This is a genomic window from Aminobacter sp. BE322, assembly GCF_050433525.1.
Lineage (GTDB): Bacteria > Pseudomonadota > Alphaproteobacteria > Rhizobiales > Rhizobiaceae > Aminobacter.
Window position 1 is genome coordinate 1 of record NZ_JBNPXB010000008.1, and the last position, 16,086, is coordinate 16,086.

Annotated in this window: 20 protein-coding genes and 2 pseudogenes; 9 read left to right on the plus strand and 13 right to left on the minus strand. The window is 62.7% G+C overall.

Annotated features, from left to right (window positions below; all coding sequences use genetic code 11):
• Both J2X50_RS13265 and gatB read left to right on the plus strand, forming a co-directional pair.
• Positions 1 to 491 (plus strand): annotated as a pseudogene (locus tag J2X50_RS13265) (DUF7666 domain-containing protein); the annotation flags it as partial.
• Between the two features lie 144 nt (positions 492 to 635).
• Positions 636 to 2,138, plus strand: a complete 1,503-nt coding sequence (gene gatB / locus J2X50_RS13270; RefSeq protein ID WP_429095576.1) for an Asp-tRNA(Asn)/Glu-tRNA(Gln) amidotransferase subunit GatB — start codon at positions 636 to 638, stop codon at positions 2,136 to 2,138.
• A 33-nt stretch (positions 2,139 to 2,171) separates the two neighbouring features.
• Here gatB and J2X50_RS13275 read toward each other — a convergent pair whose 3' ends face one another.
• From J2X50_RS13275 to J2X50_RS13320, 10 genes are all read right to left on the minus strand, one after another.
• Positions 2,172 to 4,412, minus strand: coding sequence for a hypothetical protein (locus J2X50_RS13275; protein ID WP_429095578.1), 2,241 nt, complete (start codon positions 4,410 to 4,412; stop codon positions 2,172 to 2,174).
• Positions 4,409 to 4,975, minus strand: coding sequence for a DNA N-6-adenine-methyltransferase (locus J2X50_RS13280; RefSeq protein ID WP_429095579.1), 567 nt, complete (start codon positions 4,973 to 4,975; stop codon positions 4,409 to 4,411). The genes J2X50_RS13275 and J2X50_RS13280 overlap by 4 nt, the downstream gene beginning before the upstream one ends.
• A complete protein-coding gene (locus J2X50_RS13285; protein WP_429095581.1) occupies positions 4,972 to 5,394 on the minus strand; it encodes a deoxycytidylate deaminase in 423 nt (140 codons plus the stop codon). Before J2X50_RS13285 ends, J2X50_RS13280 begins: the two co-directional genes overlap by 4 nt.
• Positions 5,391 to 6,455, minus strand: a complete 1,065-nt coding sequence (locus J2X50_RS13290; protein WP_429095583.1) for a DNA-methyltransferase — start codon at positions 6,453 to 6,455, stop codon at positions 5,391 to 5,393. The genes J2X50_RS13285 and J2X50_RS13290 overlap by 4 nt, the downstream gene beginning before the upstream one ends.
• Positions 6,452 to 6,685 carry a hypothetical protein gene (locus tag J2X50_RS13295; RefSeq protein WP_429095586.1) on the minus strand — a complete coding sequence of 78 codons (234 nt, stop codon included), beginning with the start codon at positions 6,683 to 6,685 and terminating at the stop codon, positions 6,452 to 6,454. The genes J2X50_RS13290 and J2X50_RS13295 overlap by 4 nt, the downstream gene beginning before the upstream one ends.
• A gap of 27 nt (positions 6,686 to 6,712) precedes the next feature.
• Complete coding sequence (locus tag J2X50_RS13300) at positions 6,713 to 6,883, minus strand: hypothetical protein (RefSeq protein WP_429095588.1); 171 nt, start codon at positions 6,881 to 6,883, stop codon at positions 6,713 to 6,715.
• The gene (locus J2X50_RS13305; RefSeq protein WP_429095590.1) at positions 6,880 to 7,434 is read right to left on the minus strand and encodes a 3'-5' exonuclease; all 555 of its coding nucleotides are present in this window, start codon (positions 7,432 to 7,434) and stop codon (positions 6,880 to 6,882) included. The genes J2X50_RS13300 and J2X50_RS13305 overlap by 4 nt, the downstream gene beginning before the upstream one ends.
• Positions 7,431 to 7,721, minus strand: a complete 291-nt coding sequence (locus J2X50_RS13310; protein WP_429095593.1) for a DUF2312 domain-containing protein — start codon at positions 7,719 to 7,721, stop codon at positions 7,431 to 7,433. The genes J2X50_RS13305 and J2X50_RS13310 overlap by 4 nt, the downstream gene beginning before the upstream one ends.
• Positions 7,721 to 8,011 (minus strand): hypothetical protein, encoded by a 291-nt coding sequence (locus J2X50_RS13315; protein ID WP_429095596.1) that lies wholly within the window; start codon positions 8,009 to 8,011, stop codon positions 7,721 to 7,723. Before J2X50_RS13315 ends, J2X50_RS13310 begins: the two co-directional genes overlap by 1 nt.
• Positions 8,012 to 8,083: 72 nt before the next feature.
• On the minus strand, positions 8,084 to 8,446 hold the full coding sequence (locus tag J2X50_RS13320; protein ID WP_429095599.1) for an ssDNA-binding protein: 363 nt from the start codon (positions 8,444 to 8,446) through the stop codon (positions 8,084 to 8,086).
• Positions 8,447 to 8,794: 348 nt separating this feature from the next.
• Here J2X50_RS13320 and J2X50_RS13325 point away from each other — a divergent pair, with 348 nt between their 5' ends.
• The 7 genes and pseudogenes from J2X50_RS13325 to J2X50_RS13355 all read left to right on the plus strand — a co-directional run bounded on the left by J2X50_RS13325 (position 8,795) and on the right by J2X50_RS13355 (position 14,713).
• Positions 8,795 to 9,238, plus strand: a complete 444-nt coding sequence (locus J2X50_RS13325) for a helix-turn-helix domain-containing protein (RefSeq protein ID WP_429095601.1) — start codon at positions 8,795 to 8,797, stop codon at positions 9,236 to 9,238.
• Positions 9,210 to 9,296: pseudogene (locus J2X50_RS13330) on the plus strand (helix-turn-helix domain-containing protein); the annotation flags it as partial. The gene J2X50_RS13325 and the pseudogene J2X50_RS13330, both read left to right, overlap by 29 nt.
• A 65-nt stretch (positions 9,297 to 9,361) precedes the next feature.
• On the plus strand, positions 9,362 to 10,477 hold the full coding sequence (locus tag J2X50_RS13335) for a tyrosine-type recombinase/integrase (protein ID WP_429095603.1): 1,116 nt from the start codon (positions 9,362 to 9,364) through the stop codon (positions 10,475 to 10,477).
• Positions 10,474 to 10,659, plus strand: a complete 186-nt coding sequence (locus tag J2X50_RS13340; protein ID WP_429095605.1) for a hypothetical protein — start codon at positions 10,474 to 10,476, stop codon at positions 10,657 to 10,659. The genes J2X50_RS13335 and J2X50_RS13340 overlap by 4 nt, the downstream gene beginning before the upstream one ends.
• 354 nt (positions 10,660 to 11,013) lie before the next feature.
• Positions 11,014 to 11,916: a hypothetical protein gene (locus J2X50_RS13345; protein ID WP_429095606.1), complete on the plus strand. Its 903-nt coding sequence runs from the start codon at positions 11,014 to 11,016 to the stop codon at positions 11,914 to 11,916.
• A 777-nt stretch (positions 11,917 to 12,693) separates the two neighbouring features.
• Positions 12,694 to 13,767, plus strand: coding sequence for a hypothetical protein (locus J2X50_RS13350; protein WP_429095608.1), 1,074 nt, complete (start codon positions 12,694 to 12,696; stop codon positions 13,765 to 13,767).
• Entirely contained in the window at positions 13,757 to 14,713 is a 957-nt protein-coding gene (locus J2X50_RS13355; protein ID WP_429095610.1) for a site-specific integrase, read from the plus strand. The genes J2X50_RS13350 and J2X50_RS13355 overlap by 11 nt, the downstream gene beginning before the upstream one ends.
• Positions 14,714 to 14,738: 25 nt before the next feature.
• On the opposite strand, the gene J2X50_RS13360 is transcribed toward J2X50_RS13355, so the two are convergent.
• The 3 genes from J2X50_RS13360 to J2X50_RS13370 all read right to left on the minus strand — a co-directional run bounded on the left by J2X50_RS13360 (position 14,739) and on the right by J2X50_RS13370 (position 16,033).
• Entirely contained in the window at positions 14,739 to 14,921 is a 183-nt protein-coding gene (locus J2X50_RS13360) for a hypothetical protein (protein ID WP_429095613.1), read from the minus strand.
• Between the two features lie 36 nt (positions 14,922 to 14,957).
• Positions 14,958 to 15,164, minus strand: a complete 207-nt coding sequence (locus J2X50_RS13365; RefSeq protein ID WP_429095615.1) for a hypothetical protein — start codon at positions 15,162 to 15,164, stop codon at positions 14,958 to 14,960.
• A gap of 107 nt (positions 15,165 to 15,271) precedes the next feature.
• A complete protein-coding gene (locus tag J2X50_RS13370; protein WP_429095618.1) occupies positions 15,272 to 16,033 on the minus strand; it encodes a hypothetical protein in 762 nt (253 codons plus the stop codon).
• Between the last annotated feature and the right edge of the window lie 53 nt (positions 16,034 to 16,086).

Sequence of the window (16,086 nt, forward strand, 5' to 3'; positions counted from 1 at the left end):
CGACCGCCTCGGGCACTCGGGGCGCGGCGACCGCCTCGGGCACTCGGGGCGCGGCGACCGCCTCGGGCACTCGGGGCGCGGCGACCGCCTCGGGCACTCGGGGCGCGGCGACCGCCTCGGGCACTCGGGGCGCGGCGACCGCCTCGGGCACTCGGGGCGCGGCGACCGCCTCGGGCACTCGGGGCGCGGCGACCGCCTCGGGCACTCGGGGCGCGGCGACCGCCTCGGGCACTCGGGGCGCGGCGACCGCCTCGGGCGATCAGGGCGCGGCGACCGCCTCGGGCTATCAGGGCGCGGCGACCGCCTCGGGCCGCAACGGCCGGGTGCGAGGCGCGAAAGGAAACGCATTGTTTGCCGTCGAGCGTGGCGAATGGGGCGGCGATGGTTATCCCATCCTTTCAGTCGCCTGCGGTATTGTAGGGGCCGACGGTATAGAGCCCGATACTTGGTATAGCGCCAAGAACGGCAGGCTCGAAAAGGTCGAAGACTGATATCTGCGGGGCCGCGGCTTTCAACGCCGCCGCGCTCAAACGACCCGGCTTAGCAGGGCGCCCGTAGCAATTCCGAGCGTGACAGGTTGCATCACGGCAACGATTGATCTAGCGAAACCGTAAACACGCGATTTTCGGATCACCATGACCATCATCGACACCCGCACGCCCGATCCCAAGCGACTGATCCCCGGCGCCACCGGCGACTGGGAAGTCATCATCGGCCTCGAGGTTCATGCCCGGGTGACTTCGGAGGCGAAGCTGTTTTCGGGCGCCTCGACGGCGTTCGGCGCCGAGCCCAACGCCAATGTCAGCCTCGTCGACGCGGCGATGCCCGGCATGCTGCCCGTCATCAACGAGGAATGCGTGCGCCAGGCGATCCGCACCGGCCTCGGGCTGAAGGCGCAGATCAACCTGAAATCGGTCTTCGACCGCAAGAACTACTTCTATCCCGACCTGCCGCAGGGCTACCAGATCTCGCAGTTCAAGCAGCCGATCGTCGGCGAGGGCACGATCACCATTTCGGTCGGCCCCGACCGCAAGGGCGAGTTCGAGGACATCGACATCGGCATCGAGCGCCTGCATCTCGAGCAGGACGCGGGCAAGTCGATCCACGACCAGCATCCGACCATGTCCTATGTCGACCTCAACCGTTCGGGCGTGGCGCTGATGGAGATCGTCTCCAAGCCCGACATGCGCTCGGCCGACGAGGCCAAGGCCTACGTCACCAAGCTGCGCACCATCGTGCGCTATCTCGGCACCTGCGACGGCAACATGGACGAGGGCTCGATGCGCGCCGACGTCAACGTCTCGGTGCGCCGCCCCGGCGGCGAGTTCGGCACGCGCTGCGAGATCAAGAACGTCAACTCGATCCGCTTCGTCGGCCAGGCCATCGAATACGAGGCGCGGCGCCAGATCGCCATCCTCGAGGACGGCGGCAAGATCGACCAGGAGACCCGCCTGTTCGACCCCAACAAGGGCGAGACGCGCTCGATGCGCTCCAAGGAAGAGGCGCACGACTACCGCTATTTCCCCGATCCGGACCTTCTGCCGCTCGAATTCAACCAGGCCTATGTCGACGCGCTCGCCAAGGATCTCGTCGAGCTGCCCGACGACAAGAAGGACCGCCTGGTCAAGGCGCTCGGCCTGTCGGTCTACGACGCCTCGATCCTGGTGTCGGAAAAGTCGATCGCCGACTATTTCGAGAAGGTGGCTACCGGGCGCGACGGCAAGCTCGCTGCGAACTGGGTCATCAACGACCTGCTCGGCGCGCTCAACAAGGCCGGTAAGGACATCGAGGAAGCTCCGGTGTCGCCCGACCAGCTCGGCGCCATCATCGACCTCATCAAGGAAGGCACGATCTCCGGCAAGATCGCCAAGGACCTGTTCGAGATCGTCTGGAACGAGGGCGGCGACCCGAAGGAACTGGTCGAGAGCCGCGGCATGAAGCAGGTGACGGACACCGGCGCCATCGAGAAGGCCGTCGACGACGTCATCGCCGCCAATCCCGACAAGGCCGAGCAGGCGCGCGCCAAGCCGACCATGGCCGGCTGGTTCGTCGGCCAGGTGATGAAGGCCACCGGCGGCAAGGCCAACCCTCAGGCGGTCAACGACCTGGTCAAGGCCAAGCTCGGTATCGTGGAATAGAACGAAGCCCCGGTGATGAGCCGGGGTTTCGCGTCAGTCCTTACGGTAGCGCTTGCCGCGCCAGCCACCGGCCGTGAGGGGTAGGCCTGATGCCCACGCCGGTAGCTCGCAGATCAGCTTTTCGAACGCTTCGACCGAGCCGAAATCGCGCGGCACCTCGGTGATGATTTCGTCATAGACGGTCGCGATGATCGGATAGCCGGCCCCTTCGGACTTCCACATGCCGTTGACGAGCAGGTCGCGGGCAATGGCTTGGGTGTTGTTCTCGACCAGCAGGCCGCCATAGAGGGCCGAACGATCCCACTTCCGGGTGACGCTGTTGACGCCGAGCGCCGTCACCTTGTCGGAGGTGTTGCCTTCGATCTTGACCTCGCCCTTCACTTCCAGCCGCTCGGCCGTTTCGCGGTCCATGACCTCGCTGTCGGACCAATCACCGTCCGGCAGCTTGATCTTGGCCCAAACCTGCGCCTTCAGCTTCGGGGAGCCATAAGCCAGGCAGCGGCCGGAGGGCAGGCGAGCCCACAGGAAGCCGCGGGCGGCGATGTACGACACCTTGGCCGCCGACGTGACCGTGCCGGGCGAGGCGACCGCGTCGCGCACCGCGGCCTCGACGTCCTTCCACGACTGCGCGATCGCCGCGTTCTGCGCGCGCCAGCCGAGCTTGATGATCTCGCAGGCAATCCACGCCTCGCGCGACAAGTCCTTCGTGCCGGACAGGCCGCGCTTCATCTGCCCCTCGTAGCGCTTCGTGGCCTTCTCCAGCCGCTCTTCGCTGGCCCGCTCGATGACGCCGGCGGCGATGCCGTCCAGCTTCACGCCATAGCCGCGCGCAAAGGTGACGAACGCCATCACGCCGCCACCATAAGACAGGCCAAGCTCGGCCGGCTTGCCGACGGCCTGTCGCGCCCAATGCTTCTTTGTGACCTCGTCGGTGGTCAGCCCAAGGATCGAAGCGGCCGTCCGTCGATACATGTCCGGCAGTGACGGGTCGGCGTTGAGTTCGTGGATCGCCTTGAGCTTCCAGCGCTCGTTGGCCGTCCACGCGACGGTGTTACCTTCGATGTTGGAGAAGTCGGCCTGCACCAGCTCATGGCCGGGCGCGGCCCAAATGAAGCCGCGGATCGCGTCGGAAATCAGGTGCAGCGGACGGCCGAGCTCGTCGCCGTAGAACAGCGGCAGAATGCCCGGCTCTTCGGTACGGAACGCCTGGAACAGCACGTCCGTGCGCGGCTTCTCGTCGTCATAGACCTTGCGCGGACGCGGTAGATTAGTCCAGTTGACGCCGACGCTCTGCGTGCGGCCTGTGCCGGCCTGGTGGTATATGAAGCCGCCACGCACGCGGCCGTCGGCGCTGGCACGGTCGAGCATGGCGTTCAGCTTCGACACGGACGTCTTAGCGGCCTCCGCACGTATCTCGAGCGCCTTGCGGACCTTTGCCGGCAGGTCGTCGGCCTCGAGCAGGTCGGTGATCTCGGCCTTCGCCGCCGACGACAGTTCGATGCCCTGGCGCTGAACCCATTCGACCAGCTTGCCGGGCTGCGTCGTCGAGGGCACATATCCGTCGGTGGCGAGCCGCATTTCGCGGTCGAGCCCGCGCTTCGCCTTCTCGGCCATCGCGAGCGCAGCGCGGGCCGATTTGCGGTCGATACGGATGCCGCGCTGGTTGATGCGCTCCGTCAGCAGCCAGACGGCCTGCTCGGTGTCGGAAAGCGGCACCATGCGGCGGTCGGCCTCGGCTTCCGCCTCGACGTCGTCGTCGCAGTAGTCGTGGAAAAGCTCGAAGTCCTCCGGGTGGTCCTCGGGCTCGTTCCAGTAGAGCCCGTTCGGATCCTCGCCTTTGCGCGGCCGGCGCGGGATGGAGAACTTCCGGATGAGCCGCATACCCTCCTTGTTCTTTTGTGTCGACAGGCCGAGAGCTGCGCCGAGCCCGGCCAGGTCGCGCGGCAGCGACATGGCCGCAGCGGTCGCGGCGGTGCAGCGGCACTGCTCGAGCCGCAGCACCGGCCAGCCGAAGCGGGGCGTCAGCACCATCTGCCAAAGTAGCCGCTCGAAGCTGTTGTTGTGGGCCGAGACGATACCGCCGCTCTCGACGTGCTCGTCGATGTCAGCCGGGCACGGCTCGCCGCGGCGCCAACGTTTGCGAGGGCCGCCGTCGATCTTGTAGGAGGCCAGCAGGGCTTCCGTGTGCGGCGAGGCCATATAGCGGTAGACGCCATGCTTTTTCAGGTCGACGTCCGACCGCGTTTCGAAGTCGATCTCAAGGCCGGAGGTCATGCGAAAATCCCCTCGCCACGCCAGCCCTTGACGATCGTCCCCGAGAGGCCGCTTTGCTCGAGCCGGGCCACGGCAGCTTGGCCGTAGGCCACTAGACAGGATGGCGCGCCGCTGTTCGCGTCCGCCGCTTCGCCCCGCCTGATTAGTTTGGACGGCTTCCCTTTGCGCTCGACGAGCGTGTCTTCGTTGACATGGAAGTAGAGACGGCCGTGCAGGAACATGACACCGTCGGCCTTACCCCAAACCTCGCGTACAAAGTCCTCAGTTTCGGTTCGGGCGAAGATCAGCGCGAGGCCGGAGCCGTGCGCCGCCAGCTTTGCCATCCACAGCCCGGTTTCTCGACCGTAGGGCGGGTTGCACCAAACGAAACCTCGCCACGGCCGCGTCAGACCATCATCGGTAACTGTGAAATGCTGCGACGCTGTCGGCCAAGGCCTATCGATCGGGGAGCAAGGATCGAGGTCAAAGGGGCCGAGCGCCGCCAGGATTGCGGGAGGGGTGAGCCATTCATCGCGCTTCATATCGGCCGACTGGTGGCTCCCCATGCCTCTTTTCCGGCTCATTCGCACCTCCACGTCGTCACGCGGGCTTCGGCGAACATCTCGCTCGCCGCCGCGAACTCTTCAGCAGGCATGGACGTGGTGCCAGGGCCGTAGGCGACCGCGCGGATGCCGGCCTGGATCAGCGTCCGCGCGCAGGCCGCGCAGGGCATGTGGGTGACGTAGACCGTGCAGTCCTTGGTGCGGATGCCCTCGCGGGCCGCGAACGCGACCAGGTTCGCTTCGGCGTGGCTGGCGAAGAGATATTTCGTCGGCCGCTCCCGGCGCTCGGGCATGTCGAACACGCCCCGAGGTGGTCCGTTGTAGGCCGTCAGCCGGACTTCGCGATCCGGGCCGACCAGCACGGCGCCGACCTGCGTCGTGTCCTTGGATTTCGTCGCTGCGTGTCGGGCAAAGCCCATCAGGTATTCCGGCCAGTTCATGCGAAAATGTCCTCCTGTACGGGCTTGTCGTTCGTCAAAACAGACGCAGCAGCAATGCGCGCCCGCGCTATTGCGACGTACTCAGCCTCCCGCTCAATGCCGATGAAGCTCAGCCCTTCGAGCGCGGCGCCGCGGCCGGTACTGCCGGAACCGGCAAAGGGGTCCAACACCGTGCCGCCAGGGGGCGTCACCAATCGGCACAGATAACGCATGAGGTCCGTCGGCTTGACGGTAGGGTGCGGGTTCTGCGCCGCCTTCTCGGTGCCAGGGGATTGGAAGGAGCCGGGGTTCTGCGTACCTGTAGACCACAGGAGCGGCTTCTTGGCAAAGTCGGCAAGGCCGTCGTTTCGGTCGGAACGTGACGCTTTGGCGCAATAGAAGAACCGGGCTGCGGATCCGGAACGACTGTCTCCGTAGGCTTCGAAGGCTTCTAACGTTTCGGCGCTGCCGTCGTGAATGACGTTCGCCGGCCAACGCCCGGTCGGATCGTAGTTGTCGCGGTCTTTGCTGAATTTCCCGAAGACCCGGTTCGTCATCGGGCCGCTTCCGAAGTCAGCGTGTCGGTTCCTTAGCTTACTCTCGGCTTCGTCCGCTTCGCTCGCGAACGGAACTCTGCAGCCGTCAACGTTCAACGCGCCTACGCCGTGCCGCGCCAGGTTTTCCGGCACAGTGCCGTCTAGCGGCTTGCGCGCAACAACAATGGGCTCCCATGCGGGCTTTAGCGCCGTACCCCAACCTTGCCACTCACCGGCCTGGTTCGACGATTTCGGAAAACCGGAGCCGTATAGCCAGCCGATCTGATCGCGGATTTCGAAGCCGGCGTCCTCGATCGGAACCGCGCCGCGGTGATAGGTTCGCGTCCCGAAGAAGGACAGCAGGTGGCCGCCAGGCTTCAGCACGCGCAAACATTCGCGCCAGACCTCCACGCCCGGCACGTCGCAGTCCCACTTCTTCCCCATGAAGCTGAGGCCGTAGGGAGGATCGGTCACTACGGCGTGAACAGAGGCCGACGGCATCATTTCGAGTACGTTGCGGCAGTCGCCTTGCAAAACCTCAATCATCCAAAAATGTCCTCTTGAATACTAGTGTCGTTCGCTAAAACGGACACCGCGGGCGCACCAAGAGCGCGCCGCAGCGCTTCTACGGGATCGGCGTGGATCTCCACCCGCCAGACCGATACGCCGGTAGCGGAGACGCTGGCCTGGTAGCCCTGCTCGGTCGTCCAGAGAGTCAGGGAGCGGAGGTCGCCCCGGCGGGCGGCCTCCCTGATGAGCTCGTCGAGCGAGGGCATCTAGGCGTGCCCCTCCCGCTCCAGCCACTAGGACGCCACGATGATCTCCGTGTCGCCCTCGTCGATGGCCTGCCCATCGAGGCAGACTGACCGTGGAACCCAAAATTCGGAGCCGTCATCGGTGACGAACAGCACGGCGCCGTCCGTCACCTTCACGACGTCTCCGGACAGGGTTTGCTGTCCGAAGCCGTTCTTCATCCGAACACGTCCTCCACGACTGGCGTTGGCGGGCGACCGTGCCTCAGCGCGGCTGCTACGAGCCGAACCTGATGTCGCGCGTCATCGAGGGCGTTGTGCTTGACGCGCTCGATGGCGAGCTCGCGCGTGTCGAAGTCGAACAAGTCGTAGACCGTCCGCGTATCGCGGACGTTCCAGAACTTCCAAGGCGGAGGAACAGAGACGGCCAAGCTCGCGGCCTCCCAAAGCGGGATGTCGAAGTTGGCGCCTTGCCCCCAAACCTGCTCTCCGCCGATCTCATGGAACCAGGAGCGGAACGCAACGGCGACGGCCTTGAGCGGTAGCTGGTCGATTAGCAGGGATTGCTGAGCGGCCTTCGACTGCTCGGACCACCACTGTTCGGTTCTCAGGTCAATTACGAGCCCGACCGCCTTGCAGCTCTCGGGTTCGATGTTGGCGTAAAATGTCTTTCCGGTGTTGCCACGCAGGTCGAACTGCACGGCGCCAATCGATCGGATGACGCTGCCCGGCAACGTGCCGAACGTCTCGAGGTCAAGCATTACGTGGGTCATCCGAAGATCCCCAAGGCGTGGCCGTATAGGTCGCGCATGGCTTCCCGCTCGTCGCGCTCGGCCTTGTCCATGGCGCGAAGTTTCAGCATCTCGTTGATCGCGGAAATATCGAACCCGACGCCCTTCGCCTCGGCTTTGACGTCGCGAATATCGTCGGCGATCGACTTCTTTTCCTCCTGCAAGCGCTCGATGCGCTCGACGAAGGAACGTAGCTGGCCGGCGGCGATCGTCTGGCTGGTTTCGGCGACGTCATCGGCATTCTTGCTGTTGTGACCGATCTCCGACATCAGAGCCTCCTGGTCACGGCTGCGTTCGCCTCGGCGAGGTCGTCGCAGATGCGATGGATGATCTGAGCGAGGCCTTCGATGTTGTCGAAGACACCGTCGGAATGGCGAGCTTCGCCGCTGGCGCCCCCGTTGTCCGGCCACGCCCCAGCGAGTTTCATCGCTATCGACACTGACTGGCTGGACACCTCGCCGAGCCGCACGACGGCGTTTCCGAGCATTTCCACGGAAGAAGTGCGAGGCGCATCGGCGCGGACAGAGCCGGCAAGGCCTACCGCAGTAGCAGAAAACATTTCATTTCTCCTTGGTTTGAGGGTGAGACAATGGCCGAATGTCGGCCATTGTCGGTCGCAATAACCTACAAATCAGCCAAACAAACTGGCCGCCCCGTTGCCGGTCTTCGTCGACGCGGGCGCGTCGCCCTCGTCGTCGATCGTCTCGAAGAACTTGTCCGGGTCGGGTCCGCCGGTGCCGCCCAGGATCTCGCCGCCCTCGGCTTTCTTCGTCACCTGGAACATGGAGATGCCGAAGCTGATGCCCTTGCCGTTTTCTTCGTTTTCCCAGGTGAAGGCGTTGACGACTGCAAAGCCGCGCGAGCCGGACGGGCAATCAGCCTTGTCGAGGACCGGATTGCGCTTCCGGTCGAAGACCTTCGGCTTGTAGTCCTCGCCGGAGGTGCAGCGGATGAATGTGTGATCGGCCCGCCATTCTCGATTTCCGCTGCACACACCAGCACGGGAAACCACTCGCTAGGGATAGACGCCCTGGTGAACCATTTCCTTGCAGTTTCGCGATTTGGCGCGGGCAGCCCGAACGAAGAGAGGGTAGCGAGAAGCGCATCCACGTCCTGAAAGTGCTGCCTGAGAAACCCGACCGTGTCGAACATGATAGGAAAATAACCCTCTTTGTCCAGTTGGCCGAAAGTCGAAATCGCCAAACTGCATGTCTGATGTATGTTAACTATACGACAGACAAAACGGACAGTCAAGCGGCGTGTCGGACAAAATGTCTTGCGTGTCTGCAAATTGCGATATACAACCGAGATACAGTATCGACTCGCAACCGGAGTGTTCTAAATGCCTAGAGAGGTGCGTACTCACATTGTTGAGGACATTATGTCCGGCCAAGGCCTTGCGCCGAAAAGCTTAGTAAAACAGGAGTTTGGCAAGCGTCTCTACGCGCTGATGCTGGCGAAAGGCTGGAACCAGAGTGAACTGGCCCGCCAGTCCGAACTGCCGCGCGACAGCATTTCCGTGTACGTCCGCGGCAAATCGCTTCCGACGCCGCTCAGCCTACAAAAACTGTCGGCCGCTCTTGGTGTGGAGCCGGAAGAAATCCTCCCAAATCATGTGGAAAGCGCGATCGACGCCGACATCCCGGCTATCGAGATGAAGGTGAGCCCGAACGCGCCGGACGTCGCTTGGCTCCGCGTTAACCGTCTTGTCACAACGGCGACTGCGCTGGAGATCATGAAGCTGCTGCAGGCCGACAATGCTCTTGACCGAAGCAGAGGTAGCTGAACGCTTGCGGTGCTCGGCGAGCACCGTTAAGCGGCTCCGATTGTCCGGAAAGCTGACCTACATCCCCGGACGGCCGATCAAGATCGACGAAACCGATCTGCGTGCATACCTGGAGAGCGTGAAATGCCGACGCCAGAACTCCGACCAGCCGAAAACGGCACCTTCTACGCCTTCTGGAGCGAAAATCGACGTAGCCGACGCAAGAGCATGGGCACTAAAGACCTTGCTGTTGCAGAGACACGTTTCGGCCAATGGCTCGCGCTCGGCGGGCACAAAGGCCAGGTCTCGCAAGAAGGCCGCGTCGGGCTGACGATCGCCGAGCTGTGGCACGTCTACGACGTCAAGCACGTCCAGAAGGAAACTGCGGCGCCGGCGAGCATCGAATACGCCTGGGCGAACCTGAAGCCGCACTTCGGCGCGCTGACGCCCGGCGAGATCGACCAGACGACGGCGGAGGACTATGGCGACGCCCGCGGGGAAGGCCGGATCGGACGGCCCGCAAAGTCGTCGACCGTCCGCAAGGAGCTCGCCGCACTCCGGGCCTGTCTCAACTGGCACGCAGCGCCCGAGCGAGGCCGCAGGAAGCTGCTCGAGCACACGGACCTGCCGATCTTCAAACTGCCGGAAGAGGCCGACCCTCGCGACCGCTGGCTGACAACGGCCGAGATCAAGGCAATGCTCGCTGCGGCGAAGGCTTTGCACCCTGGCGCCGAGCGCATGACGCGCGGGGAGCGCTTCCTGTGGCTGGCGTTGGAGACGGCCGCTCGCAAGCAGGCCATCCTTGACCTGACGTGGGGCCGCGTCGACTTCGAGACGAACGTCATTCACTACGCCGTGCCCGGCAAGAAGCAGACGAAAAAGCGCCGGCCTTCGGTGCCGATCTCGCGGGCGCTGCGTCCGGTGCTGGAGGCCATGCACAAGGAGCGTGCCGGCGATCTGGTGCTGGACCACGACGGCGAGGTGTGGGCCACCATTCAGGCGATCGTCGTCAAGGCCGGGCTGGCGCCGAAGCTGCCGCGCGGGACTGGAGAGCGCATCAAGTCAACCGGCATCTCGCCGCACACCCTGCGCCACACGGCGGCGACGCAGATGGCGCGCCGCGGCGTGCCGCTCTACGATATCGCCGGGATCCTCGGCAACACGCTCGCTATGGTCGAGAAGGTCTACGCCAAGCATTGTCCCGGCCGGCTTCAGGCCGCGGTCAACTCAATCTCTGGAACGCTGGAGGCAGCAGAATGAAGCGCTCTCGTTACGATGAAAACTACGTCCGCGAAATTCTTGCAGGCGTCTCTCCGGCCGCAACACTAGACCGCCGGGTGTTCCGCTACGAGTGCCAGAAAGACATCAATGCTGGCTACGTCGCGGAGGTCGATGAGGCCGAATATCGGCTTTTTGACCGGGGCGCGAAACTCCAATCTTGAGCACTCCCGCTGCGCACTTGTGCTCATAGTGCGCATCGAAAATGCCGGACATTGACCTACAACGACCTACATTGATCCAGCTCAAACCAGCGCAAAAGCTGGAAAAACGTTGCCAGACAACGACCTACAAAATCCCGACATCTGTGTTGGTAAGGGAGAGGTCGCGAGTTCAATCCTCGCTGGCAGCACCATTTTCCCCTTGGAAAAATTGAGAAAATCGCTTTCCAAGGGGACGCCCTCTCCCCTTTCCCCAAGGTCCAAAACCGGAACTTTCCCCAGCTTTCCCCAGCAAATCAGGGGAAAATCGGGGGAGAATGTTCTACGCCTGTTCCCCTGCTTCGTGGGGGAACGGCCATGACGCATCTGAAAAAGATACTGCCGCCCGAACAGCGGAATGATTTGAAGGCTTCCATGGCCGTCGCCAAGGGCGCGGCGGACAAGGTGATTTCCGATCATCTTGAACCGGACCCTTCGCTTGCCCCTTGGCAAATCACGTCTACAGCCGCCCATGCGGTGAAGGTCTTTGAGAACGGGGCCGCGATCCTCCCCAAGAGCGTTATAGCTGACGAAAAAGTCCCTCGGGTTAAAGGGGGCCGCAAGATACTGCTTGCCATCGGCAGGGCGATAAGAACACCCGACAAGACCACGCATAAGGGATACTATGCCGCGGACCTCCTTCGCGACATAGATTTCCAGCACCACCAATCCACGAACGGCTTGTGGAACCCGGAACTAGGCCGCTGGGAACGCTGGGGAGCGCGGGACGCGGACGGTTGGCTACAGCCACAGGTGAATGACCCCAAGATGAAGTCCAAGGCGTCCCGCCGCGTCAACGAACGGACCTTCCGCCGCATCAAGGAAGACTTGATCGCGCTGGGCCTGATCGAACAGACGCGGAAGGATTTCCCGAGAGGAAGGCGCATCTGGTTGAAGCCGACCACCGAGTTTTCGCGTATCCTGTTCGAGCCGGGGTACTGGGATCAGGTCCGGGACAAATACGCCCCTGCAAAGGTGACCAAGCCGAAGTCGGGTAAGAAGCCGCGTGGCCTTAGTGCGAGGCACAAACAGATTGATGACGAGAACTTAGCTCTATACAGGCAGGTCATTCATCACGAGCTAACCGGCCTCACCCCGGAAATGAAAAAACTCATATGGGAGAAGTTGACCAAGCCCATCCCGCTGACCAAAAATCACGTCAAGCAGCCCTTCGCAGAGTTCGGGAGCTACCGCTACAAGCGCCTTATGGAAGCCATCTAGGCCAGATGAAATCGACCCCGTTTAGAAATAAAAAGTGTCCGGCTGTTTTTTTGCGATTTTTCGGGGTGCAATGGACTGATTTCTCAATGAAATTTCTAAACGGCGTCCGGCTCATATACAGTAGATAATTATAAACTTATTTTGAATTGGATTTAAGAGTAACGGGAGAAGACGAAACCCCCTTCGGGTTTTCGTGTTCCCGATCACTCGCTATCGCTCCTTCCAAGAGGTCGCTTCGCTACCCGGTCAGTCACTTCGTTCCTTCCCGCCTTCCTCACCCTGTAGCCCCTAGGTTTCATGCAGGTCGCGGGGGTGTAGCGGAGACAGGTAGGCACCGAAAACGACAACACCGACGAAACGAGCTTTGACGGTACGAGAAAATCCCCAAGCCCCGGATGACCAACGGGTAGGCGTGGGTTAGAGTTGACCCTCAGTAGCGTGTCCCTAGCCTAGAAAGACAGGCACGTTCACAGAGACATCGGCGTAGCCCGAGACAATGCTCGGCAGTAGCATGACGAACCTACCCGCCGTGTATGAAATCAATTTCACAGCCAACCCGAGCTTGCTGGAAAGTTTATGCATTACGCATGTGCGCGGCACGACTGACCAGATCGACCACGGCGAGCGAGGTCGTGATGTTGCCTGCCGTAGCGATGGTTAACCATCAGGTCGGGAAGCTCCGGCACACGGTCGTTTAAGTTCGCATGCACCAGCCTTGCCGCCCACGTTGGCAGCGGGGTCGAGGTTCCGGCCCTCCCAGTTCTCGGGAGTTTCGCCATGTACGACCTTTTCACCATCGACCCCGCCCTCAAGCCTCTGTTCGCCGACAGAAAGGTTCCAACCGTCGAGCCTCTGCTCACGTCACCGTTCGTTGCCATGTCAGCCATGCAGAAGTCGATACGGCGTGGTGATGTCGATCTGGCCTTGCGTGCCGCCGCGACCCTGTTGAAATCCGATCCGGCGAAGCTCTGGCGCAGGCTCACGGGGATCGCGTTCGAGGATGTCGGTCTGGCATCGGTCGATACGATCCGTCTCGTTATGGCGGCGGCGACAAGCAAGTCGTTACGCGAAGAGTTCGGTGGTGAGTGGGCCGTGGCATCGTTGCTGGTCGAGCAGATGGCTATCTCCCCGAAGTGCAGGGCAACCGATGATCTATTGTGGACCGTCGCCCAGCACCATGAGCTTGAGGAGCTACGGGCCTCACTGACGGGCGTTGACCTCTCGGAGCACCTTTCCCGCATCCGGGAGCGCGGCGCAGCGTTGGGGGCCTCTCTGGCCGCGTTACACGCATCCGGCGTCAGGTGGACAGGACAGATTTCGGGCAGGACCGGGAATGCCGCCGCTACCTTCGACGCGATGCGTGAAGCGGGGATCGACCACGAGATAGTAGCGCTGGCCGAACGGGGCTTTCGCCGGACGCGGGAGGCGTTGCCGGTGTTGTTGCCCTTGCTGTCCGGTGCTCTGCCGTCTGGCGTCCTTCCTGCTCAAGACGACGAGTTCCCGAAAGTCGTGATCGGACACAAGAGCGGCCTGCCGACCTACGTTTACGATGCGTTCTCGTGGGAAGGGAAGTCGGCACTCTCCCGGTTCCTGAAACGGAATACAACGACCGGGCGCTGGTTGCGCCGCCATGTTCCTGCCGAACGCCGTATGGCGGTTCTGGCAGGTGCGATCTTCCGAGTTGAGGGCGGGCTTGTCAGGCGGCGGGTCGAGTGGCCATGCGCCATGACGCTCAAGTGGCTGGCGGACGCGGGACACCATCGCATGAAGCTGACTGACCCTGCCGAATGGCTCGATACGGTTCGCGGCGACCTGCCTACGATTGATGAGGAGCGTGCAAATGTTCGTTGAGCGCCGCCACGACGCCGGGACCGTGGTCCCTGCCAGCAACATGACGCCGACCGTCCTGCCTGCCGATGTCCAGCGCCTTGTGACGGCTTCATTGTCCGAGGCGAGTAAACGAGCGATGCGTCTCGACATTGCCCATTTCGAGGGGACAGGCAGGCGGCTCCCGGCGACCCCGGAAACCGTGGCGTCGTATCTGGCCGAAGGTGCGGAGACCTACGCCGTGGCGACCTTGCAGCGGCGGCTGGCGTCGATCAGCAAAGCCCATCGCGCCCTCGCGGTGGACGATCCGACCAAGGCCGAACTGGTCCGTGCTACTCTACGTGGTGTTCGCCGCACCCTCGGGGTCAAGCAGCGACAGGCACAGGCTCTGCTCCGCGCCGATCTGTTCGCAGTCCTCGACCTGCTTGGCGACCGAACGAAGGACCACCGGGACCGCGCCATGCTGTTGCTGGGCTGGGCCTGCGCCATGAGACGTAGTGAATTGGTGGCGCTGGATGTCGAGGACATCGCGTTCACCGGCCAAGGCGCTCTGGTCACGGTGCGGCGGTCCAAGACCGATCAAGAGGCCCGTGGTCGAGAAATCGCGGTGCCGTTCGGGCGCACGCGCCATTGCCCCATCGCCTCGCTGAAACGCTGGCTGGAGGTTGCGGGCATCGAAACTGGCGCGATCTTCCCCAGCATGGACAAACACGGCAACATTCTCCCCGAGCGCGTGACCGGCGAGGTCGTAACCGATGTACTCAAGGCCCGTGTCAGCGCCGCCGGATACGATCCAAGCGGGTTCTCGGCACACTCGTTGCGCAGCGGGTTCGCGACCTCGGCAGCAATGGCGGGCGCGACCAGCCACAAGATACGTGAAGTCACGGGCCACCGCAGTGAGGCGGGCCTTGCGCCCTACCTGCGCACCGTCAACCTGTTCACCGACAGCGCGGCGGCGAGAGTTCTGTGAAGGCACTGCGCGTAAGTCTGACGGCCTACCGGAACAGGTCTCCCGTCTTGGGATTGACCTGCCGGTAGTGGGCTTTCGACGGCTTGGCCAGTCCGGGCTTCTTGCGTCCGCCTCGCCGGGTTGCCGCGACATAGAAGATCGTGGCGGCGCTTGCGACGATCAGCACGACCGCGACCAGCACTATCAGGTTCACCCATCCTGCCGACATCAGTTCCTCTCCGCATCGCCCGGTTGTGTGATTGGTTCAGTAGCCCAGCCACGCCACGACGAGAACCGCAACGGCAAAGAAGGCTATGAACACGACGCCGAAAACCTTGAAGGCGCGATCATCATGGTTCGAGACCATCTTGTCGTAGGCTTCGCCGCCCATTTCCTCACGAGCAAGCCGCTCCTGCAACAGGTGCCTCGCCTCGTTGTTCCCGTGCTGCATCTGCTCGTAGTATCGGGACATGATCGCTCCACCCTTTATTGTTGGAGTTCTACGAGCAGGCCGTCAACCGGGATAATCTCAATTAACGGGAGCTATAAACGCCGGGAAAAGCGGTGCTGTCGCGGCGTTCAGTGGATCGTCCCGCTCATCACCTTTGTGAAGTTGAAGTGCAGGAAACGGTCATAGAGCGGCGTCTTGCGGTATTGCAGTTCATGAAAGCCGCAGTATCTCTCCGCGCCGGGATGACGTTCGATCATGCCCAGCCACGTCAGCGGGCGCACGAGGCGCGACAGAAGATAGTAGCAGGCATCCTCCACCGGGCTGAACCGATAGTTGGTGATGAGGTCGAGGGGCAGGCACCAGCCCGCCAGTTCCGTTAGCGGCACCCAATCGTCAAGTCGGTTCTGGATCACCCCGAGGAAATGCACAAAGTCGGGGTCGTCATGGTCGATGGGGAACCGCTCATAGGCTCCATGGTCGAGAGCAAGGAAGTAGGTGTCGAACAGTTCGGCCTGTAACGCGCCGTGGTCGCCGATCATTGCCTTTCCCGCCTTCGTCGGCACCGCCTTGCCCTTGTAGTGCCGCAGCAGGCGAGAGCCGACCAGAAGCTCGTGCATGATGGCGAGTGGCATGAAATCCTGCTCGTTCAGCACCTTGTTCAGGGCGTAGAGTTCTTCGGCCTCGTACCCCGGCCATTGGAAGTCCTCCGCAGCCCACGTAACGAATTTCCGGTAGAACGCGCCGGACTTGGTGAGATTGATACCGCCATCCTCGGCAGCGCAGGTGAGCACCTTCATGCCGTTGATCGCCAGCGGACTGCCGGACAGGTCCGACACCCCGAGACTTTCGTTGAGCATGATGAACGGCGCGATACGCGACTGCCGGATCATGAGCGCCTAACCTCCGAAACGCTTTACTTTTAGTAGCTTGGAAAAGCCCTGTC